This is a genomic window from Streptomyces sp. BK022 (assembly GCF_004217355.1).
GTDB classification, from domain to species: domain Bacteria; phylum Actinomycetota; class Actinomycetes; order Streptomycetales; family Streptomycetaceae; genus Streptomyces; species Streptomyces griseoluteus.
Genome location: NZ_SHKU01000008.1, coordinates 142939 through 163990 on the forward strand (window position 1 = coordinate 142939; position 21052 = coordinate 163990).

Consider the following 21052-nt stretch of genomic DNA (forward strand, 5'->3'; position numbering starts at 1 on the left):
GGATGGAGTCACGGACACGCGGGAGGGGCGGTTCCGCCGATGCGGAACCGCCCCCGGGAGGCGTCTGTCACTGCTTCTTGTCGAGCACCTCACGCACCCGCGCGCGCACCTCGTCCGTGGCAAGGCCGCGGATGGTGAGCGTGGTGCGGCGGCGGAGCACGTCGTCCGGGGTCTCGGCCCACTCGTGGTCGCGGGCCCAGACCACCTGCGCCCAGATCTCCGGCGCCTCGGGGTGGACCCGCTCGGCCAGCTCCGGGTGCTCGTTGGCCAGGCGGGCGATGTCGAAGGCCAGCGAGCCGTAGTGGGTGGCCAGGTGGCGGGCGGTGTCGGCGCCCATGCGCGGGCCGGGCGCCGGACGGTCCACCAGCAGCCGGTGCTCGACCGCGCGCGGGTTGGCGACACCGGGCAGCGGCAGCCGCTTGGGCAGCTTCGACACCGGCTCGAAGTCGTCACCGAGCGGGCGGCCCGGCAGCTCCTCCAGCTTCTTCAGCACGGTCCGTCCGATGTGCCGGAACGTGGTCCACTTGCCGCCCGCCACCGAGAGCATCCCGCCCGGCCCCTCCGTGACCACGGTCTCCCGCTTGGCCTTCGCGGTGTCACCGGGCCCGCCCGGCAGCACCCGCAGCCCGGCGAAGGAGTAGGTGATCAGATCCCGCTGGAGCTGCTGGTCCCGGACGGAGAACGCGGCCTCGTCCAGGATCTGGGATATGTCCGACTCGGTGACCGACACGTCCGCCGGGTCGCCCTCGTACACCTCGTCGGTGGTGCCGAGCAGCAGCATGTCCTCCCAGGGCAGGGCGAACGTGATGCGGTACTTGTCGATCGGGGTGGCCAGCGCCGCCTTCCAGGGAGCGGTGCGCTTCAGGACCAGGTGGGCGCCCTTGGACAGGCGGATCGAGGGGGCCGCGTGCGGGTCCTCCATCCGGCGCAGGTGGTCGACCCAGGGGCCGGTCGCGTTCAGCACCAGACGGGCGTCTACGCCGAACTCCTCGCCGGTGAGCCGGTCCTTCAGCTCGGCGCCGGTGACCCGGCCGCGCGTGGTGCGCAGCCCGGTGACCTCGGCGTGGTTCAGCACGACCGCGCCCGCGTCGACGGCCGCGCGGACCGTCATCAGCGCCATGCGGGCGTCGTTCATCTGGTCGTCGCCGTACACGGCCACGGCCTTCAGGTTGTCGGTGCGCAGCTCGGGCACGTCCTGCGCTGCCTTGGCCGGGGAGAGCAGGTGCCCCACGCCGTCGCCGAACGCGGAGAGCGCGGAGTAGGCGAAGACGCCCGCGCCGAGCTTGGCCGCGCCGTGCGGGCCGCCCTTGTACACCGGCAGGTAGAAGGTGAGCGGGTTCGCCAGGTGGGGTGCCACCTGGCGGGAGACCGCTCGCCGCTCGAAGTGGTTCTCCGCGACCAGCCTCACCGCGCCGGTCTGGAGGTAGCGGAGCCCGCCGTGGAGCAGCTTGGAGGAGGCCGAGGAGGTGGCTCCGGCGAAGTCGCCGGCGTCGACCAGCGCCACCCTGAGCCCGGACTGCGCGGCGTGCCAGGCGGTGGAGATGCCCAGGATGCCGCCGCCGATCACTAGGAGGTCGTACGACGCCCGCGCGAGCTGCTCCCGGGTCTCGGCGCGGCTCGGGTTGGAGCCGGAGGCCGGGTGCGTGCCCAGGGCAGGTACGGACTGCAGGGTGGTGGGACTGGTCATGTCGGGTACTTCACTCCTCGTCGGAGCCGGACCTGGCGGGTCAGCTCTCGTCCTCGAGCCAGCCCATGGACCGTTCGACGGCCTTGAGCCAGTTCTTGTACTCACGGTCGCGGGTCTCCGCGTCCATGCGGGGGGTCCATTCGGCGGCCCGGCGCCAGTTGGCGCGCAGCTCGTCCGTGCCGGACCAGAAGCCGACGGCGAGACCGGCGGCGTAGGCGGCGCCGAGACAGGTGGTCTCGGCGACCATCGGGCGCACCACGGGGGCGTCGAGCACGTCCGCGAGCTGCTGCATCAGCAGGTTGTTCGCGGTCATGCCGCCGTCCACCTTGAGCGTGGTCAGCTCGACCCCGGAGTCCTTCGTCATGGCGTCCGCGATCTCCCGCGTCTGCCAGGCGGTGGCCTCCAGGACGGCGCGCGCGAGGTGCGCCTTGGTCACGTACCGGGTCAGGCCGGCGATCACACCGCGGGCGTCGGAGCGCCAGTGCGGGGCGAACAGGCCGGAGAAGGCCGGTACGAAGTAGGCGCCGCCGTTGTCCTCGACCGAGAGCGCGAGGGTCTCGATCTCGGCGGCGGTGGAGATGAGGCCCATCTGGTCGCGCATCCACTGCACCAGCGAGCCGGTGACGGCGATGGAGCCCTCCAGGGCGTACACCGTCGGCTTGTCGCCGATCTTGTAGCCGACCGTGGTGAGCAGGCCGGCGTAGGAGTTGATGATCTTCTCGCCGGTGTTCATCACCATGAAGGTGCCGGTGCCGTAGGTCGACTTGGTCTCGCCCTCGGAGAAGCAGGTCTGGCCGAACAGGGCCGCCTGCTGGTCGCCGAGCGCGGAGGCGACGGGGGTGCCGCCGAGCAGGTCGCCGAGGCTGCCGCCGGTGATCTCGCCGTACACCTCGGCGGAGGAGCGGATCTCGGGGAGCATCTGCTCCGGCACCCCGATGGACTCGCAGATCTTCTTGTCCCACTCCATGGTGTGCAGGTTCATCAGCATGGTGCGCGAGGCGTTGGTGACGTCGGTGACGTGCTTGCCGCCGTCGACACCGCCGGTCAGGTTCCAGATGACCCAGCTGTCCATGGTGCCGAAGAGGATGTCGCCGGCCTCGGCGCGCTCCCGCAGGCCCTCCACGTTGTCCAGCAGCCAGCGGGCCTTGGGGCCGGCGAAGTAGGACGCCAGCGGCAGACCGGTCTCGCGGCGGAAGCGGTCCTGGCCGACGTTGCGGCCCAGCTCGCGGCAGAGGGCGTCGGTACGGGTGTCCTGCCAGACGATGGCGTTGTGGACGGGCTCACCGGTGTTCTTGTCCCACAGCACGGTCGTCTCGCGCTGGTTGGTGATGCCGATGGCCTTGATGTCGTCCCGCGTGATGTTCGCCTTGGCGATGGCGGAGGCGACGACCTCCTGGACGTTCGTCCAGATCTCGTTCGCGTCGTGTTCGACCCAGCCGGGCTTGGGGAAGATCTGCTCGTGCTCCTTCTGGTCGACGGAGACGATCCGGCCGTCCTTGTCGAAGACGATGCAGCGCGAGGAGGTCGTGCCCTGGTCGATCGCCGCGATGAAGGGGCCTGCGGTGTGGGCGTCGGTCACTGTGTGCTCCTGGGAGATCCGAGGTGAGGTGGCGGTGTGTACGGCGCTTACTCGAATGATCGGTGCTTTTGGCGCAAATCGTTACTCGTCAAGCAAAAGCGACGTTGTAGATGCCCGCAGCGATCGCGCCGCCGATCAGAGGACCGACGACCGGCACCCACGCGTAGCTCCAGTCCGAACCGCCCTTGTTGGGCAGCGGCAGCAGCGCGTGCACGATGCGCGGTCCCAGGTCACGCGCCGGGTTGATCGCGTACCCCGTCGGACCGCCGAGCGACAGACCGATCGAGACGACCACCAGGGCCGTGATCAGCGCGCCCACCGGGCCCAGACCGTTGCCCTCGTTGTTCAGGCCCTGTGTGAGGACCGCCAGCACCAGCACGATCGTGCCGATGATCTCCGTCAGAAGGTTCTGCACCGCGTTCCGGATCTCCGGACCGGTGGAGAAGATGCCCAGTACCGGGCCCGCGGCCGCCTCCTCGGCCTCGACCGCCTTGACCGTGTCCTGCGCGCCGGGCCCGCCGACGATCTCCCGGTCGGTCAGGTGGGCGCGGAACTGGCCCATGTAGGCCACCCAGACCAGCGTCGCGCCGATCATCGCGCCCAGCAACTGGCCGCCCCAGTACGCGGGGAGCGTGCCGTAGTCGTGGTCCTTGATCGCGAGCGCGAGGGTCACGGCCGGATTGAGATGCGCGCCGGAGAGGGGCGCCGAGGTGTAGACGGCCGTCAGAACGGCGAAACCCCACCCGAAGGCGATGGCCAGCCACCCGGCGCCACGCGCCTTGGAGGCCTTCAGAGTCACGGCGGCACACACACCGCCGCCGAGCAGGATGAGAACGGCGGTACCTATGGTCTCGCCGATGAAGATGTCGGAGCTGGACACCCGCGACTCCTTTGTCATTTGGTCCAGGGAAACCCGGCCCTTGGCGCTGTCCCACCCTAAGGCGTAATACCGATAGGTGTTCGACAATGCCGACCGATGGACGGGAGTCTCGCTTTCGGCGCGCGCACGCGTCAAGAGTTCCGGGGGCGAAAAAAAGCACAGAACGCCGGATCGTTACGGACGGGGGCACAGCAGACCGGCCCACCGCGGAAGGCCGTGCTCAGAAGCGGGCGGCACCCAGGTCGCGGGAGACCGCGCGGGCGCAGTCCCGCACCGCCGCGACCAGCTCCGGACGCGGCTCGCCGTCCCGGCACAGCCGCTCCACGGCGCCGGCGATCCCCACCGCGCCCACCGGCATCCGGCGCCGGTCGTGGATCGGCGCGGCGATCGACGCCACGCCCTCCCAGGTCTCCTCAAGGTCGGCCGCGTACCCGCGCGCCCGCGTGAGGTCCAGGACGTGCTCGAACTCCTCCGGCGCGCACACCGTACGGTCGGTGAACGCCTTGCGGGAGGAGTCCAGCGCCTCGCTGTGGGCCACCGGGTCGTAGGCGGAGAGCACCTTGCCGAGCGCCGTGGAGTGCAGGGGCTGCATCGCCCCGATCTCCAGCACCTGGCGGCTGTCGTCCGGGCGGAAGACGTGGTGCACGATCAGCACGCCCTGCTGGTGCAGCACGCCCAGGTACACGCTCTCCCCGCTGGAGCGGGCCAGGTCGTCGGTCCACACCAGGGCCCGCGCCCGCAGCTCGTGCACGTCCAGGTAGGTGGTGCCCAGCCGCAGCAGCTCCGCGCCCAGCTGGTAGCGGCCCGACGCCTCGTCCTGCTCCACGAAGCCCTCGTGCTGGAGGGTGCGCAGGATGCCGTGCGCGGTGCCCTTGGCGAGGCCCAGCGACGAGGCGATGTCGGAGAGGCCGAGCCGCCGCTCGCCGCCCGCGAGCAGGCGCAGCATCGCGGCCGCCCGTTCGAGCGACTGGATGTTCCGTGCCATCGACGTCCTGCCTCCGTCCGCATCGGCCACCGCCGAGCCATCCCACACGCGTTCGGCAATGCCGAACATTACCGGTCCATGTCGATCTCCCGCCAATGAGCAGGGCCGCGCCGGAACAACCGTCGGGTTCCGGCCACCGCGCCCACCGGCCGGACTCCGCCATCCGCGTCCGTGTCGTGGACGCCTGTGCCCATCCAAGCCCACTGGCGGTTACTCTGGCGCCGTGCCCCACGCCCGGCCCCGGCCGGAGCGGGCGCATAGCCGACAGCCGTCGCACCCAAGGGAGCCCCTTCATGGCCTCGTCGCCGACGTCCCCTTCCGCCGACAGCCGGACCCGTGCGTCCGCGCTCCGTCAGGCACTCGCCACCCGTGTGGTGGTGGCCGACGGAGCCATGGGCACCATGCTCCAGGCCCAGGAACCCACGCTCGACGACTTCCAGCAGCTCGAGGGCTGCAACGAGATCCTCAACCTCACCCGGCCCGACATCGTGCGCTCCGTGCACGAGGAGTACTTCGCGGTCGGCGTCGACTGCGTCGAGACCAACACCTTCGGCGCCAACCACTCCGCCCTCGGCGAGTACGACATCCCCGAGCGCGTCCACGAACTCTCCGAGTCCGGCGCCCGCATCGCCCGCGAGGTCGCCGACGAGTTCACCGCCCGCGACGGCCGCCCCCGCTGGGTGCTGGGCTCCATGGGCCCGGGCACCAAGCTGCCCACCCTCGGCCACGCCCCGTACACCACCCTGCGCGACGCCTATCAGCGAAACGCCGAGGGACTCGTCACCGGCGGCGCCGACGCCCTGCTGATCGAGACCACCCAGGACCTCCTCCAGACCAAGGCCGCCGTCCTCGGCGCCTGGCGGGGCCTGGACGCCCTCGGCATCGACCTGCCGGTCATCGTCTCGGTGACCGTCGAGACCACCGGCACCATGCTGCTCGGCTCCGAGATCGGCGCCGCGCTCACCGCGCTGGAACCCCTCGGCATCGACATGATCGGCCTGAACTGCGCCACCGGCCCCGCCGAGATGAGCGAGCACCTGCGCCACCTCGCCCGCAACGCCCGCATCCCGCTGGCCTGCATGCCCAACGCCGGCCTCCCCGTCCTCGGCAAGGACGGCGCGCACTACCCGCTCACCGCCCCCGAGCTGGCCGACGCCCAGGAGACCTTCGTCCACGAGTACGGCCTCTCGCTGGTCGGCGGCTGCTGCGGCACCACCCCCGAGCACCTGCGCCAGGTCGTCGAGCGGGTCCGCGGCCTCACCCCCTCCGAACGGCAGCCGCGGCCCGAGGCGGGCGCCGCCTCGCTCTACCAGTCCGTGCCGTTCCGCCAGGACACCTCCTACCTCGCCATCGGCGAGCGCACCAACGCCAACGGGTCGAAGAAGTTCCGCGAGGCCATGCTGGAGGCCCGCTGGGACGACTGCGTGGAGCTGGCCCGCGAGCAGATCCGCGAGGGCGCGCACATGCTCGACCTCTGCGTGGACTACGTCGGCCGCGACGGCGTCACCGACATGGCCGAACTCGCCGGCCGCCTCGCCACCGCCTCCACCCTGCCGATCGTCCTCGACTCCACCGAGGTCGACGTCATCCAGGCGGGCCTGGAGAAGCTCGGCGGCCGCGCGGTGATCAACTCGGTGAACTACGAGGACGGCGACGGCCCCGACTCCCGCTTCGCCAAGGTCACCCGGCTCGCCCGCGAGCACGGCGCCGCCCTGATCGCGCTCACCATCGACGAGGAGGGCCAGGCCCGCACCCCCGAGAAGAAGGTCGAGATCGCCGAACGGCTCATCGACGACCTCACCGGGAACTGGGGCATCCGCGAGGAGGACATCCTCATCGACACCCTGACCTTCACCATCTGCACCGGTCAGGAGGAGTCCCGCAAGGACGGCACCGCCACCATCGAGGCCATCCGCGAACTCAAGCGGCGCCACCCGGACGTCCAGACCACCCTCGGCCTCTCCAACATCTCCTTCGGCCTCAACCCGGCCGCCCGCATCCTGCTGAACTCCGTCTTCCTCGACGAATGCGTCAAGGCGGGCCTGGACTCGGCCATCGTGCACGCCTCCAAGATCCTGCCCATCGCCCGCTTCAGCGAGGAGGAGGTGCAGACCGCCCTCGACCTCATCCACGACCGGCGCGCCGAGGGCTACGACCCGCTGCAGAAGCTGATGGCGCTCTTCGAGGGCGCCACCGCGAAGTCCCTGCGCGCCGGCAAGGCCGAGGAACTGGCGGCGCTGCCCCTGGACGAGCGGCTCAAGCGCCGCATCATCGACGGCGAGCGCAACGGCCTCGAAGCCGACCTGGACGAGGCCCTGGCGGACCGCCCCGCCCTCGACATCGTCAACGACACCCTGCTCGACGGCATGAAGACCGTCGGTGAGCTCTTCGGCTCCGGCCAGATGCAGCTGCCCTTCGTGCTCCAGTCCGCCGAGGTCATGAAGACGGCCGTCGCGCACCTGGAACCCCACATGGAGAAGTCCGACGCCGAGGGCAAGGGCACGATCGTGCTGGCCACCGTGCGCGGAGACGTCCACGACATCGGCAAGAACCTCGTGGACATCATCCTGTCCAACAACGGCTACAACGTCGTCAACCTCGGCATCAAGCAGCCCGTCTCCGCGATCCTGGACGCCGCCGAGGAGCACCGCGCCGACGTCATCGGCATGTCCGGCCTCCTGGTCAAGTCCACGGTGATCATGAAGGAGAACCTGGAGGAGCTGAACCAGCGCGGCCTGGCCGCCGACTACCCGGTGATCCTGGGCGGCGCCGCCCTCACCCGCGCCTACGTCGAGCAGGACCTCCACGAGATCTACGAGGGCGAGGTCCGCTACGCCCGCGACGCCTTCGAGGGCCTGCGCCTGATGGACGCCCTCATCGGCGTCAAGCGCGGCCTGCCCGGCGCGCGGCTCCCCGAGCTGAAGCAGCGCCGGGTCCGCGCCACCCCCGCCGCCGACCTCCCCGAGGAGACCCCGCAGGAGGGCCACGTCCGCTCCGACGTCCGCACCGACAACCCGGTGCCCGCCCCGCCGTTCTGGGGCACCCGGGTGGTCAAGGGCATCCAGCTCAAGGAGTACGCGTCCTGGCTGGACGAGGGCGCCCTCTTCAAGGGCCAGTGGGGCCTGAAGCAGGCACGCACCGGCGACGGCCCCTCCTACGAGGAACTGGCCGAGACCGAGGGCCGCCCCCGGCTGCGCGGCCTGCTCGACCGGCTCCAGACGGAGAACCTGCTGGAGGCCGCCGTCGTCCACGGCTACTTCCCCTGCGTCTCCAAGGACGACGACCTGATCATCCTGGACGAGGACGGCAACGAGCGCACCCGCTTCACCTTCCCCCGCCAGCGCCGGGGCCGCCGGCTCTGTCTCGCGGACTACTTCCGCCCCGAGGAGTCCGGCGAGCGGGACGTGGTCGGCCTCCAGGTCGTCACCGTCGGCTCCCGCATCGGCGAGGAGACCGCCAAGCTCTTCGAGGCCAACGCCTACCGCGACTACCTCGAACTGCACGGCCTGTCCGTCCAGTTGGCCGAAGCGCTGGCCGAGTACTGGCACGCCCGCGTCCGCGCCGAACTCGGCTTCGCCGGGGAGGACCCCGCCGACATCGAGGACATGTTCGCCCTGAAGTACCGGGGCGCCCGCTTCTCCCTCGGCTACGGCGCCTGCCCCAACCTGGAGGACCGCGCCAAGATCGCGGACCTGCTCCAGCCCGAGCGGATCGGCGTCCACCTCTCCGAGGAGTTCCAGCTCCACCCCGAGCAGTCCACCGACGCCATCGTCATCCACCACCCCGAGGCGAAGTACTTCAACGCCCGCTGACCGCGCTGACCAGGCCGATCGGCGGACACGCGCACACAACAGGCGCATCGGACGCAAGCGACGTATGCTGGTCGGTCCACCGCAGGCCGGTTCCCTTTCCGGGAACCGGCCTGATCGTCCCTCAAGGAGGTGCGCCCGGATGACCAGCACGGTCCCCGCGCCCGGAATTCGTACGGCCGAAGGGTCCGCCCTGCAAGCGGTCCTCCTCGACATGGACGGCACCCTGGTGGACACCGAGGGCTTCTGGTGGGATGTCGAGGTCGAGGTCTTCGCCGCCCTCGGGCACACCCTCGACGAGTCCTGGCGGCACGTCGTCGTCGGGGGCCCCATGACCCGCAGCGCCGGCTTCCTCATCGAGGCCACCGGCGCCGCCATCACCCTCGCCGAACTCTCCGTCCTGCTCAACGACGGCTTCGAGGCCCGCATCGGCAGCCACCTCCCGCTGATGCCCGGCGCCGCCCGGCTGCTCGCCGAACTCCACGAGCACGACATCCCGACCGCCCTGGTCTCCGCCTCCCACCGGCGCATCATCGACCGGGTGCTGGCCGCGCTCGGCCCGCACCACTTCCGCCTCTCCATCGGTGGCGACGAGGTCTCCCGCACCAAGCCCCACCCCGACCCCTACCTGCTGGCCGCCGCCGGACTCGGCGCCGACCCGGCCCGGTGCGCCGTCATCGAGGACACCGCCACCGGGGTCGCCGCCGCCGAGGCCGCCGGCTGCCATGTGGTCGCCGTGCCCTCCATCGCCCCCATCGTCCCGGCCGAACGGCGCACCGTCGTACCCTCGCTGGAACAGGTCGACCTGTCTTTTCTGCGCGGCCTGATGACGCTCACGCACTAGGCGTTCACCCAGCGTGCGAAATCAATGCTGACCAGGGGCGCAATTCTTCGGAGTTGCGCCCCGGCGGAAATTCCCCACCCGCCGAACCGGTTGAATTCCGGTATCCCGGACCGCAGTTGACACTGTGACGTTCGCCACTCGAATCGGCCTCGACAACACCGTGCCCGTGTGCAGAAAACGGCGCCGAACGCCCCCTCCGCAGGCCCATGTGTCCCGATTGATGGACCGTTGTACGAATCCTGCCGCTGTCGGTTTTTCGGTGCGTCCACACCCGGTTTCACTGCGTGATGAACCCTCAACTCAAGGGGCCGCGAACCGCCCTGCGGGCGCGGACTAATGTCGACGCGACAACATCGCAGCAACCCCCCGTGATCCGCCGCGCCCATCCGAAGCTTGCCGGGTTCACGGAATCGAACAGCTCTGGAGAACGTCCCGCATGAACCGCAAGACTCTGGTGCTGCCGGCAGTGGCCGGCCTGCTCACGCCGGTTCTCGCCGCGTGCGGCGGAACCGACAGCGGGGCCAAGAACGGCGACCCCATCGTCGTCGGCACCACGGACCGGTTCACGGCCACGAGCGACGCCCCGGCGCCCCTCGACCCCGCCTACGCCTACGACGTCGGCACCTGGAACATCCTGCGTCAGACCCTGCAGACGCTGATGACCCAGCCCAAGGGCGAGGGCAGCCCCGTCCCGGAGGCCGCCGAGAGCTGCAGCTTCACCGACACCGGCAACGAGCGCTACGCCTGCAAGCTGCGCAGCGGCCTGAAGTTCGCCTCCGGCGACCCGGTCACCGCCGCCGATGTGAAGTTCTCCATCGACCGCGCCATCAAGCTCCAGGCCGACAGCGGTGTCGCCGCCCTGCTGAACACCGTCGACACCGTCGAGACGCAGGGCGACCGCGAGGTCATCTTCCACCTGAAGACGGCCGACGCCACGTTCCCGTTCAAGCTGTCCACCCCGGTCGCGGGCATCGTGAACCCCAAGGTCTACGCCAAGGGCAAGCTGCGCGAGGGCTTCGAGGTCGACGGCTCCGGCCCGTACACCTTCAAGGCGCAGGTCAAGGGCGACGCCATGGTCAGCGCCACGTTCACCAAGAACGCCTCGTACAAGGGCAGTTCCGAGCTGAACAACGACAAGGTGGAGATCCGCTCCTTCGACGACGCCGACGCGATGGGCGCCGCCCTGGACCGCGGCGACATCGACGTCATGAGCCGCACCATGTCGCCGAGCCAGATCCAGAAGCTCGACGGCGGTTCCGACACGCACGCCGACCTCGTCGACATGCCGGGTCTCGAGATCCGCTACCTCGCCTTCAACACCGACGCGCAGACGGTCAAGGACAAGGCCGTCCGCCAGGCCATCGCCCAGGTCGTCAACCGCGGCGAACTCGTCTCCAAGGTCTACGGCACCCAGGCCGAGCCGCTGTACTCCCTGGTGCCCGCCACCCTGACCGGCCACTCCAACTCGTTCTTCAACAAGTACGGCGACCCGAGCACCGCCAAGGCCAAGCTGCTGCTCGCCAAGGCCGGCGTCACCGCCCCGCTCAAGCTGACGCTGCACTACACCACCGACCACTACGGCTCCGCCACCAAGCAGGAGTTCGAGGTCCTGCAGAAGCAGCTCAACGACAGCGGCCTCTTCGACGTCACCATCCAGGGCCACCCCTGGGCCACCTTCCGCCCCGCCGAGCAGAAGGGCCAGTACGACGTCTACGGCATGGGCTGGTTCCCCGACTTCCCCGACGCCGACAACTTCCTGGCACCGTTCCTCGACAAGGACAACTTCCTCGGCTCGCCGTACTCCAACGGCACGATCGAGCGGACGCTGATCCCCGAGTCCCGCCGCGAGGCCGACCGCCTCGACGCCGCCAAGAGCCTCACCGACATCCAGGACACCGTCGCCGAGGACGTCCCCGTGCTGCCGCTGTGGCAGGGCAAGCAGTACGTCGCCGCACGGGACGACATCACGGGCACCTCCTACGCCCTGAACTCCTCGTCGACGCTTCAGCTGTGGGAGCTCGGCCGTGGTGTGAGCGGCTGACGTCTCCCGTACCCGGAGCCGCGACGGCGGCTCCGGGCCACGAACCGACGACAAGGCACTGCTGTGAAGATGAGCACCCAGTGGCCGGTCCTGCCCGTGGTGGCGGGGCTGGCCTGCGGCCTGTTGACCGGCTGCGGCACCGGGACCGACGATGCCAAGGGCACCGGCCATGCCATGGTGATGGGGATGTCCGACGACGTCCTGGCGACCGACCCGGCATCGGGCTACGACCCCGGCTCCTGGCTCCTGTTCAACAACGTCTTCCAGTCGCTGCTCAGCTTCCCCAACGGCGGCACCCAGCCCGAGCCCGAACTCGCCAAGTCCTGCGCCTTCGGTGACACCCGGGCCACCCTCTTCACCTGCGAACTCAAGCCCGGCCTGAAGTTCAGCAACGGCGACTCCCTCACCTCCGAGGACGTCAAGTTCTCCTTCGACCGCCTGCTGAAGATCAACGACCCCGCCGGACCGGCCGTCATGTTCCCGACGCTGGAGCGGGTCGAGACACCCGACGCCAAGACGGTCGTCTTCCACCTCAACGCCCCCGACGCGACCTTCCCCAGCAAGATCGCCTCCGGCGCCGGCTCCATCGTCGACCACCGCCAGTACGACGCCGGCGCCCTGCGCACCGACAAGAAGGCCGTCGGCTCCGGCCCCTACAAGCTCGACTCCTTCGACAAGGGCCAGGCCGTCTTCTCGGTCAACTCCCACTACCGGGGCACCGCCGCCATCAAGAACTCCGGCGTCACCCTCAAGTTCTTCCACGGCGACCAGAAGGCCCTGAAGAAGGCCCTCCTCGGCGGCGGCATCGACATCGCCTACCGCGGCCTGAGCGCCACCGACATCACCGACATCGACGCCCAGGAAGGCACCAAGGGCATCGACGTCATCGAGGGCAGCAGCGCCGAGGTCCAGCACCTCGTCTTCAACATGAAGGACCCCGTCGCCGGAAAGCTCGGCGTACGCAAGGCCATCGCCCACCTGCTCGACCGCGACGCCCTCATCCACAACGTCTACCAGGGCACCGCCACCCCCCTGTACTCGATCATCCCGGCCGGCATCATCGGCCACAACACCGCCTTCTTCGACACCTACGGCGCCCGCCCCTCCAAGGCCAAGGCCGCCCAGGCCCTGCACGCCGACGGCATCACCGGCAAGGTGAAGCTGACCCTGTGGTCCACCCCGGCCCGCTACGGCCCCGCCACCGACGCGGAACTGCGCGCCGTCGCCGGACAGCTCAACGCCAGCGGCCTGTTCGAAGCCGACGTCAAGTCCGTCCCCTTCGACCAGTACGAGAAGGACATCGCCGCCGGCAAGTACGGCGTCTACGTCAAGGGCTGGGTGCCGGACTACCCGGACGCCGACAACTTCACCGCGCCCTTCTTCGGCAAGGGCAACGTGCTGTCCAACCACTACGACAACAGGCGCCTCACCGGCACCCTGCTCCCGGCCACCGCCGCCCAGAGCGACCGCGCCGCCACCGACAAGGACTTCGCGCAGGTCCAGGACATCGTCGCCGACGAACTGCCCATCCTCCCCGTCTGGCAGGCCAAGCAGTACGCCGTCGTCCGGGACGGCGTCTACGGCCTCGAGTACTGCCTCGACGCCTCCACCGTCTTCCGCTTCTGGGAACTCAGCAAGAGCTGAACCCCGCTCCGGAACACCGAGGGCGCCCCTCCGACAGGAAGGGCGCCCCGAAACCCTCCGCTACTGCGCGCCCGGCCGCACCAGACCGCTCTCGTAGGCGTACACCGCCGCCTGCACCCGGTCCCGCAGACCCAGCTTCGTCAGCACATGCCCCACATGGGTCTTCACCGTCGTCTCGCTCACGAACAGATCCGCCGCGATCTCCGCGTTCGACAGCCCCCGCGCCACCAGCTTCAGCACCTCCACCTCACGGTCCGTCAGCGTGTGCAGCGTGCTCGGCGCCGGCTCCTCGCCCGACGGCAGATGCGTCGCGTACTTGTCCAGCAGCCGCCGCGTGATGCTCGGCGCCAGCATCGCCTCACCCGCCGCCACCACCCGGATCGCCTGCACCAGCTCGTCCGCTGGAGCGTCCTTCAGCAGGAACCCGCTCGCCCCCGCCCTGAGCGCCTCCACCACGTACTCGTCCAGATCGAACGTCGTCAGCACCAGCACCTTCGCCGGACCGTCCCGCTCCGGACCCGTGATCTGGCGCGTCGCCTCCACCCCGTCCATCCGGGGCATCCGGATGTCCATCAGCACGACATCCGGCTGCAGCGCACGCACCTGATCGAGCGCCTGCAGACCGTCACCGGCCTCACCGACGACCGCCAGGTCCGGCTCCGCCTCCAGAATCATCCGGAACCCGGTACGCAACAGCGGCTGGTCATCGACCAAAAGGACGCGGATGGCCACCTGAGAACTCCTTCGCTAGACCGGCCCCATTCTGCCCGCGCCCTCCGCGCCCGACTCCGCCGCCCTCACGGGAAGCGGATACGGCGGGGGAGTACCCCCGAACTCCGGGCACACCGCCTGGTGATCGCACCAGCCGCACAGCTTCGTCGGCCGCGGCCGCCACACCCCCGACTCCGTCGCCTCCCGGATCGCCGCCCACAACGCCAGCAGCTTCCGCTCCACCCGCTCCAGATCCGCCGGCACCGGGTCGTACGTCAGCACATCACCACTGCCGAGATACACCAGCTGCAGCCGGCGCGGCACCACCCGCTTCAGCCGCCACACCACCAGCGCGTAGAACTTCATCTGGAACAGCGCGTCCTCCGCGTACTCCGGGCGCGGCGCCTTCCCCGTCTTGTAGTCGACGATGCGCACCTCACCCGTCGGCGCCACATCCACCCGGTCGATGATCCCGCGCAGCCGCAACCCCGAATCCAGCTCCGTCTCCACGAACATCTCACGCTCGGCCGGCTCCAGCCGCGTCGGATCCTCCAGCGAGAACCAGCGCTCCACCAGCCGCTCCGCCTCACCCAGCCAGCGCGCCAGCCGCTCACCCTCCGGATCACCCTCGAACAGCTCCGCGACCTCCGGCCGGCTCTCCCGCAACCGGTCCCACTGCGCCGGGATCAACGACTTCGCCGCCGGCGCCGTACGCTCCGCCGCCGGCACGTCGAACAGCCGCTCCAGCACCGCGTGCACCAGCGTGCCCCGCGTCGCCGCCTCACTCGGCTTCTCCGGCAGCCGGTCGATCACCCGGAAGCGGTACAGCAGCGGACACCGCATGAAATCACTCGCCCGCGACGGAGACAGCGACGACGGCGCCACGACGACCCGCGCGACACCCTCCGCGCCGGCCCCGCCACCCGAAACGCCCTCGGGGGCACTCTCCACACCGCTGCTCTCCATGACCCAAGACCATACGGCCCGGCACCGACAGCGACCCAGCCACGCACCTCACGCCCCCACCCCACCAGGGTGCCGGAGCGGACCGCGCCACCCCGGCCGCATACCATCGACCCGAGACCCTTCCGCCCGGCCACGCGCGGAAGACGCTTCGAACGAGGGGACACCGTGGACGTGACCGGCGGGAACGGGCAGCCGCGGCCGGACAAGAACCACCCGGCCGAGCACCCCCCAGCGCCTCCGACCCCGAACCCCGAACACGACCCGGAACACGAGTCCGCACCCGGCGAGGGCCACCCCGACAAGCCCGAACCCGGCGACACCGCCCACCGCACCGAGCACGAGCACCGCTCCCTCGCCCACGCCGGCATCGCCCGCACCGACCCGCCCCCCGAGCGCCCCAGGGAACCCGGCGGCGGCATCCTCATGGGCCGCCCCTTCGGCGTACCCGTCTACGTCGCCCCGAGCTGGTTCCTCGTCGCCGCCCTCATCACCTGGGTCTTCGGCGGCCAGCTCGACCGCGTCCTGCCCGAACTCGGCGCCCTGCGCTACCTCGTCTCCCTCTTCTTCGCGGTCGCCTTCTACGCCTCCGTCCTCGTCCACGAACTCGCGCACACCATCGCCGCCCTCCGCTTCAAACTCCCCGTCCGCCGCATCCAGCTCCAGTTCTTCGGCGGCGTCTCCGAGATCGAGAAGGAAGCCGAGACACCCGGCCGCGAATTCGTCCTCGCCTTCGTCGGCCCCCTGCTCTCCCTCGTCCTCGCCGGACTCTTCTACCTCGCCCTCCAACCCGTCGAGCCCGGCACCGTCCCCGGCGTCCTCCTCGCCGGGCTGATGATCTCCAACCTCATCGTCGCGATCTTCAACCTGCTGCCCGGCCTCCCGCTCGACGGCGGCCGCATGCTCCGCGCCGTCGTCTGGAAGATCACCGGCCGCCCCATGACCGGCACCGTCGCCGCCGCCTGGGTCGGCCGCGCCCTCGCCGTCTCCGTCCTCATCGGACTGCCCCTGCTCAACCAGTCCGGCACCCTCGGCGGCGACCAGGACGTCAGCGGCATGGACACCGTCACCGACGCCCTGCTCGCCGCGATCCTCGCCGCCATCATCTGGACCGGCGCCGGCAACAGCCTCCGCATGGCCCGGCTGCGCGAACACCTCCCCGACCTCCGCGCCCGGACCCTCACCCGCCGCGCCGTCCCCGTCCAGAGCGACACCCCCCTCTCCGAGGGCCTGCGCCGCGCCAACGCCGCCGGCGCCCGCGCCCTCGTCGTCGTCGACACCGACGGCAACCCCCTCTCCCTCGTCCGCGAAGCCGCCATCGTCGGCGTCCCCGAACACCGCCGCCCCTGGGTCCCCGTCAGCGAACTCGCCCAGGACCTCACCGCCGGCATGCGCGTCTCCGCCGAACTCTCCGGCGAGGAACTCCTGGACACCCTCCGCGCCACCCCCGCCACCGAGTACCTGGTCGTCGAGAACACCGGCGAGATCTACGGCGTCCTCTCGGCGGCCGACGTCGAGCGCGCCTTCGTCAAAGCCATGGCACGCCCCTCCTGACGCACACCCCCTGGCAGCACCGGGGAGCGTGGTCGGCGGCCCCCTCTCCTGCCGGTAGGCTGGTCACATGTCCGAACCGACCGGTGCCGCCCGCAGGCGCGGGCCCTTCAAGGTCGGGGACCAGGTTCAGCTGACCGACCCCAAGGGCCGCCACTACACGTTCACGCTCGAAGCCGGGAAGAACTTCCACACCCACAAGGGCTCCTTCCCGCACGACGAACTGATCGGCGCTCCCGAGGGCAGCGTTGTCCGCACCACCGGCAACGTCGCCTACCTCGCGCTGCGCCCCCTGCTCCCCGACTACGTCCTGTCCATGCCCCGCGGCGCCGCCGTGGTCTACCCCAAGGACGCGGGGCAGATCCTGGCCTTCGCCGACATCTTCCCCGGCGCCCGCGTCGTCGAAGCCGGCGTCGGCTCCGGCTCGCTCAGCAGCTTCCTGCTGCGCGCCATCGGCGACCAGGGCATGCTGCACTCATACGAGCGCCGCGAGGACTTCGCCGAGATCGCCAAGCAGAACGTCGAGCGCTACTTCGGCGGCGAACACCCCGCCTGGCAGCTCACCGTCGGCGACCTCCAGGACAACCTCTCCGACACCGACGTCGACCGCGTCATCCTCGACATGCTCGCCCCCTGGGAATGCCTGGAGGCCGTCTCCAAGGCCCTCGTCCCCGGCGGCATCCTCTGCGCCTACGTCGCCACCACCACCCAGCTCGCCCGGACCGTCGAGTCCATCCGCGAGATCGGCTGCTTCAACGAGCCGACCGCCTGGGAGACGATGATCCGCAACTGGCACATCGAGGGCCTCGCCGTCCGCCCGGACCACCGCATGATCGGCCACACCGGGTTCCTGCTCACCGCCCGCCGCCTCGCCGACGGCGTCGAGCCGCCCATGCGCCGCCGCCGCCCCGCCAAGGGCGCCTACGGCGAGGACTACGCCGGCCCCAACGCCGACGGCGGCGCGGGCCGCTGACCCGCACCCACCCCGCACCACACCAGGGCGCCGTCCCCCACCTCCCGCCACGGGAACCAGGGGCACGGCGCCCTCGCGTACCCCCTCGAAGACGCCAGGCGCAGGACACCACGCACCCCGCCGAATCCGCACCCGCCCCCGCCGTTCCCACCCACCGTGACGTGTGACACCATGCTGGCCACCCCTTCACCGGCACAGCCCCACAGGAGACCCTCCTAGTGCAGCAATCCGCCGTCCCGGAGCTCGCCCGCACGGACACCCGGCCCATCCACTGGGTCGCCACGGCCACCGCGGTCGCCGGCGTGATCGCACTGTCCTCCCTCGTACAGCCCGGCCCGGCCACCGCGGCCCAGCCGGCCACCACCACCGAGGCCAGACCCGCCCCCGCGCCCACCGCCACCACCCCGCCCGGCACCACCGGCGTCGCCTTCCCCCTCGACTGCGGCCCCGTCAAAGCCGTCGTCGCCCACAGAGCCGACGGCGACCTCGACGGCGACGGCAAACCCGAGACCGTCGCCGTCGTCCACTGCGACGCCGCCATGGGCACCCCGCCCGACGCCGTCTACGTCCTCACCCGCGACGCCACCGACGGCAGGCCCCGCGTCGTCGCCACCCTCGTCCAGCCCGCCGAGCGCCTCACCGCCACCGACCTCGCCCTCCGCGACCGCACCGTGACGACGACCCTGCTCGGCTACTCCACCGACGACATACCGAGCTGCTGCCCCGACGTGAAAAAGGCCGCGGCCTGGCGCTGGAACGGCCACGCCTTCCTGCGCTCCACCCCCGACGACACCCGAGGCGTCTGACCCCGAACGCACGAGACGCGCGCATGCCATCGCACGCGCGCGTCCTCCAACGGGGTCCGCCAGGGCTCAGTCCGCCTCCGGCCCGAACACCTCGACCCGGTCCGAAACCCGGCGCACATGGATGCACGCCCCCGGACACTCCTTCGCCGAATCCACCACATCCGTCAGCAACGGCAGCGGCACCGGCACCGTCGCCCCCACGGCCTGCAGCAACTCGTCGTCGGCGCCCTTCACATAGGCCAGCCCGTCGATGTCCAGCTCGAACACCTCCGGCGCGTACTGGGCGCAGATCCCGTCACCGGTACACAGGTCCTGGTCGATCCAGACCTCCAGCGCCTCGCCGTCCGGGGCCTCCTGCTGCACGCTCATCTCTCCTGACCTGGATTCACCGGACCCACATGTCCGGCGGCTGTCGAACACCCCGACCCTACCCCCGCCGCCCGCCTTCCCACCGTCCGCGCCCGCGCGGCCGACGGATCACCCGGAACAAGCGGCTTCCGCATCACGTTCAGTGGGTATCCCCTCCGTGCGAGAGGGAGCGCACCGGGTGACCGACGACACACCTTGACAGTCTTTGTGATCTAGGGGTTTCAATCGACACCCACCCAGGTAGGGTCTGGAAGCGTCCAGCTCCCCTTGGAGGAGGTGAGGACCGTGGCAGCCCACGACGACGACATCAACCGCGGCATCCGCTCGGGAAGAGGGTCCGACGACCCCGCCGGGCAGATCGCCTATCTTGAGCAGGAGATCGCCGTCCTGCGCCGCAAGCTCGCCGACTCTCCGCGGCACACGAGGATTCTCGAAGAGCGGATCGTCGAGCTTCAGACCAACCTGGCCGGCGTCTCCGCACAGAACGAGCGCCTGGCCAACACACTCCGCGAGGCCCGCGACCAGATCGTGGCCCTCAAGGAGGAAGTCGACCGGCTCGCCCAGCCGCCGGCCGGCTTCGGAGCCTTCCTTCAGGCCAACGAGGACGGCACCGCCGACATCTTCACCGGCGGCCGCAAGCTCCGCGTCAACGTCAGCCCGAGCGTCGAACTCGACAACCTCAGGCGCGGCCAGGAAGTCATGCTCAACGAAGCGCTCAACGTGGTCGAGGCCATGGAGTACGAGAGCGTCGGCGACATCGTCACCCTCAAGGAGATCCTCGAGGACGGCGAACGCGCCCTGGTACTGGGACACACCGACGAGGAACGCGTGGTCCGGCTAGCCGAACCGCTGCGGGGCATCACCATCCGGCCCGGCGACGCACTCCTCCTCGAACCCCGCTCCGGCTACGTCTACGAAGTCGTGCCCAAGAGCGAGGTCGAGGAACTCGTCCTCGAAGAAGTCCCCGACATCGGCTACGAACAGATCGGCGGACTCGGCGGCCAGATCGAAGCCATCCGCGACGCCGTCGAACTCCCTTACCTCTACCCCGACCTCTTCAAGGAGCACGAGCTGCGCCCGCCCAAGGGCGTCCTGCTCTACGGCCCCCCCGGATGCGGCAAGACCCTGATCGCCAAGGCCGTCGCCAACTCGCTCGCCAAGAAGGTCGCGGAAGTGACCGGACAGGCCTCGGGCAAGAGCTTCTTCCTCAACATCAAGGGCCCCGAGCTGCTCAACAAGTACGTCGGCGAGACCGAGCGGCAGATCCGCCTCGTCTTCCAGCGTGCCCGTGAGAAGGCCAGCGAGGGCACCCCCGTCATCGTCTTCTTCGACGAGATGGAATCCCTCTTCCGCACCCGCGGCTCCGGCGTCAGCTCCGACGTCGAGAACACCATCGTCCCCCAGCTCCTCGCGGAGATCGACGGTGTCGAGGGCCTCCAGAACGTGGTCGTCATCGGCGCCTCCAACCGCGAGGACATGATCGACCCCGCCATCCTCCGGCCCGGCCGGCTCGACGTGAAGATCAAGATCGAGCGCCCGGACGCCGAAGCCGCCAAGGACATCTTCGGCAAGTACCTCACCGAGCGCCTCCCGCTGCACTCCGACGACCTCGGCGAGCACGGCGGCGACAAGGAGATCACCGTCCAGAGCATGATCCAGACGGCGGTCGAGCAGATGTACGCGGAAACCGAGGACAACCGCTTCCTGGAAGTCACCTATGCCAACGGAGACAAGGAAGTCCTCTACTTCAAGGACTTCAACTCCGGCGCCATGATCGAGAACATCGTCGGCCGCGCCAAGAAGATGGCGATCAAGGACTTCCTCGACAAGAGCCAGAAGGGCCTCCGCGTCTCCCACCTCCTCCAGGCATGCGTGGACGAGTTCAAGGAGAACGAGGACCTGCCCAACACCACCAACCCCGACGACTGGGCCCGCATCTCCGGAAAGAAGGGCGAACGGATCGTCTACATTCGCACCCTCATCACCGGAAAGCAGGGCGCGGACACCGGACGGTCCATCGACACGGTGGCGAACACCGGTCAGTACCTGTAAAGGGCTCCAGCGGCTGCGGATGCCCGCCACGGGCATCCGCAGCCGCTCGCTTTTCAGGCCACGACCGGAGCAGTCAATGACGCAAATGATCTCCCCACCAGTGCAAAGGCGTTCTAGGCTCTTTCCTACCGCCGAGTCGCGCAGTGCGGGGACGGGCA

General features: G+C 70.1%; 15 protein-coding genes. 8 read left to right on the forward strand and 7 right to left on the reverse strand.

Annotated elements, in window-relative coordinates; all coding sequences use genetic code 11:
• Window positions 1-67: 67 nt before the first annotated feature.
• From EV284_RS29670 to EV284_RS29685, 4 genes are all read right to left on the reverse strand, one after another.
• Window positions 68-1687 (reverse strand): glycerol-3-phosphate dehydrogenase/oxidase, encoded by a 1620-nt coding sequence (locus EV284_RS29670; protein ID WP_130339607.1) that lies wholly within the window; start codon window positions 1685-1687, stop codon window positions 68-70.
• Window positions 1688-1727: 40 nt separating this feature from the next.
• Window positions 1728-3266: a glycerol kinase GlpK gene (glpK, locus tag EV284_RS29675; RefSeq protein WP_130339609.1), complete on the reverse strand. Its 1539-nt coding sequence runs from the start codon at window positions 3264-3266 to the stop codon at window positions 1728-1730.
• 88 nt (window positions 3267-3354) lie between these two features.
• Window positions 3355-4146 (reverse strand): MIP/aquaporin family protein, encoded by a 792-nt coding sequence (locus EV284_RS29680; RefSeq protein WP_130339611.1) that lies wholly within the window; start codon window positions 4144-4146, stop codon window positions 3355-3357.
• 220 nt (window positions 4147-4366) lie between these two features.
• Window positions 4367-5131: an IclR family transcriptional regulator gene (locus EV284_RS29685; protein WP_030812673.1), complete on the reverse strand. Its 765-nt coding sequence runs from the start codon at window positions 5129-5131 to the stop codon at window positions 4367-4369.
• 293 nt (window positions 5132-5424) lie between these two features.
• Between EV284_RS29685 and metH the strand changes: the two genes are divergently transcribed.
• The 4 genes from metH to EV284_RS29710 all read left to right on the forward strand — a co-directional run bounded on the left by metH (window position 5425) and on the right by EV284_RS29710 (window position 13469).
• Entirely contained in the window at window positions 5425-8943 is a 3519-nt protein-coding gene (gene metH, locus EV284_RS29690; protein ID WP_130339613.1) for a methionine synthase, read from the forward strand.
• Between the two features lie 139 nt (window positions 8944-9082).
• Window positions 9083-9784: an HAD family phosphatase gene (locus EV284_RS29695; protein WP_130339615.1), complete on the forward strand. Its 702-nt coding sequence runs from the start codon at window positions 9083-9085 to the stop codon at window positions 9782-9784.
• 436 nt (window positions 9785-10220) lie between these two features.
• A complete protein-coding gene (locus tag EV284_RS29705; protein WP_130339619.1) occupies window positions 10221-11825 on the forward strand; it encodes an ABC transporter substrate-binding protein in 1605 nt (534 codons plus the stop codon).
• Between the two features lie 63 nt (window positions 11826-11888).
• Window positions 11889-13469 (forward strand): ABC transporter substrate-binding protein, encoded by a 1581-nt coding sequence (locus EV284_RS29710; protein WP_130339621.1) that lies wholly within the window; start codon window positions 11889-11891, stop codon window positions 13467-13469.
• A gap of 60 nt (window positions 13470-13529) precedes the next feature.
• Here the strand turns inward: EV284_RS29710 and EV284_RS29715 are convergent, their stop codons facing one another.
• Together EV284_RS29715 and EV284_RS29720 are read right to left on the reverse strand one after the other, a co-directional pair.
• Window positions 13530-14201, reverse strand: a complete 672-nt coding sequence (locus tag EV284_RS29715; RefSeq protein ID WP_030812688.1) for a response regulator transcription factor — start codon at window positions 14199-14201, stop codon at window positions 13530-13532.
• Between the two features lie 15 nt (window positions 14202-14216).
• Window positions 14217-15023 (reverse strand): PD-(D/E)XK nuclease family protein, encoded by an 807-nt coding sequence (locus tag EV284_RS29720; protein WP_242625876.1) that lies wholly within the window; start codon window positions 15021-15023, stop codon window positions 14217-14219.
• A gap of 288 nt (window positions 15024-15311) precedes the next feature.
• On the opposite strand from EV284_RS29720, the gene EV284_RS29725 reads away from it, so the two are divergent.
• The 3 genes from EV284_RS29725 (at window position 15312) to EV284_RS29735 (ending at window position 18473) form a co-directional block, all read left to right on the forward strand.
• Entirely contained in the window at window positions 15312-16697 is a 1386-nt protein-coding gene (locus EV284_RS29725) for a site-2 protease family protein (protein WP_130339625.1), read from the forward strand.
• A gap of 67 nt (window positions 16698-16764) precedes the next feature.
• Window positions 16765-17667: a tRNA (adenine-N1)-methyltransferase gene (locus tag EV284_RS29730; protein WP_030812697.1), complete on the forward strand. Its 903-nt coding sequence runs from the start codon at window positions 16765-16767 to the stop codon at window positions 17665-17667.
• Between the two features lie 218 nt (window positions 17668-17885).
• Window positions 17886-18473: a hypothetical protein gene (locus EV284_RS29735; RefSeq protein ID WP_130339627.1), complete on the forward strand. Its 588-nt coding sequence runs from the start codon at window positions 17886-17888 to the stop codon at window positions 18471-18473.
• 66 nt (window positions 18474-18539) lie between these two features.
• Here the strand turns inward: EV284_RS29735 and EV284_RS29740 are convergent, their stop codons facing one another.
• Window positions 18540-18842 carry a ferredoxin gene (locus EV284_RS29740; RefSeq protein WP_130339629.1) on the reverse strand — a complete coding sequence of 101 codons (303 nt, stop codon included), beginning with the start codon at window positions 18840-18842 and terminating at the stop codon, window positions 18540-18542.
• A gap of 285 nt (window positions 18843-19127) precedes the next feature.
• On the opposite strand from EV284_RS29740, the gene arc reads away from it, so the two are divergent.
• Window positions 19128-20894 carry a proteasome ATPase gene (gene arc / locus EV284_RS29750; RefSeq protein ID WP_130339631.1) on the forward strand — a complete coding sequence of 589 codons (1767 nt, stop codon included), beginning with the start codon at window positions 19128-19130 and terminating at the stop codon, window positions 20892-20894.
• Window positions 20895-21052 lie beyond the last annotated feature (158 nt).

What these genes read in the sequence shown, in the direction of transcription:
- EV284_RS29670 (WP_130339607.1), bottom strand. Translation starts at nt 1,687, where the DNA reads ATGACCAGTCCCACCACCCTGCAGTCCGTACCTGCCCTGGGCACGCAC.
- EV284_RS29685 (WP_030812673.1), bottom strand. Translation starts at nt 5,131, where the DNA reads ATGGCACGGAACATCCAGTCGCTCGAACGGGCGGCCGCGATGCTGCGC.
- metH (WP_130339613.1), top strand. Translation starts at nt 5,425, where the DNA reads ATGGCCTCGTCGCCGACGTCCCCTTCCGCCGACAGCCGGACCCGTGCG.
- EV284_RS29695 (WP_130339615.1), top strand. Translation starts at nt 9,083, where the DNA reads ATGACCAGCACGGTCCCCGCGCCCGGAATTCGTACGGCCGAAGGGTCC.
- EV284_RS29705 (WP_130339619.1), top strand. Translation starts at nt 10,221, where the DNA reads ATGAACCGCAAGACTCTGGTGCTGCCGGCAGTGGCCGGCCTGCTCACG.
- EV284_RS29720 (WP_242625876.1), bottom strand. Translation starts at nt 15,023, where the DNA reads ATGCGGTGTCCGCTGCTGTACCGCTTCCGGGTGATCGACCGGCTGCCG.
- EV284_RS29730 (WP_030812697.1), top strand. Translation starts at nt 16,765, where the DNA reads ATGTCCGAACCGACCGGTGCCGCCCGCAGGCGCGGGCCCTTCAAGGTC.
- EV284_RS29740 (WP_130339629.1), bottom strand. Translation starts at nt 18,842, where the DNA reads ATGAGCGTGCAGCAGGAGGCCCCGGACGGCGAGGCGCTGGAGGTCTGG.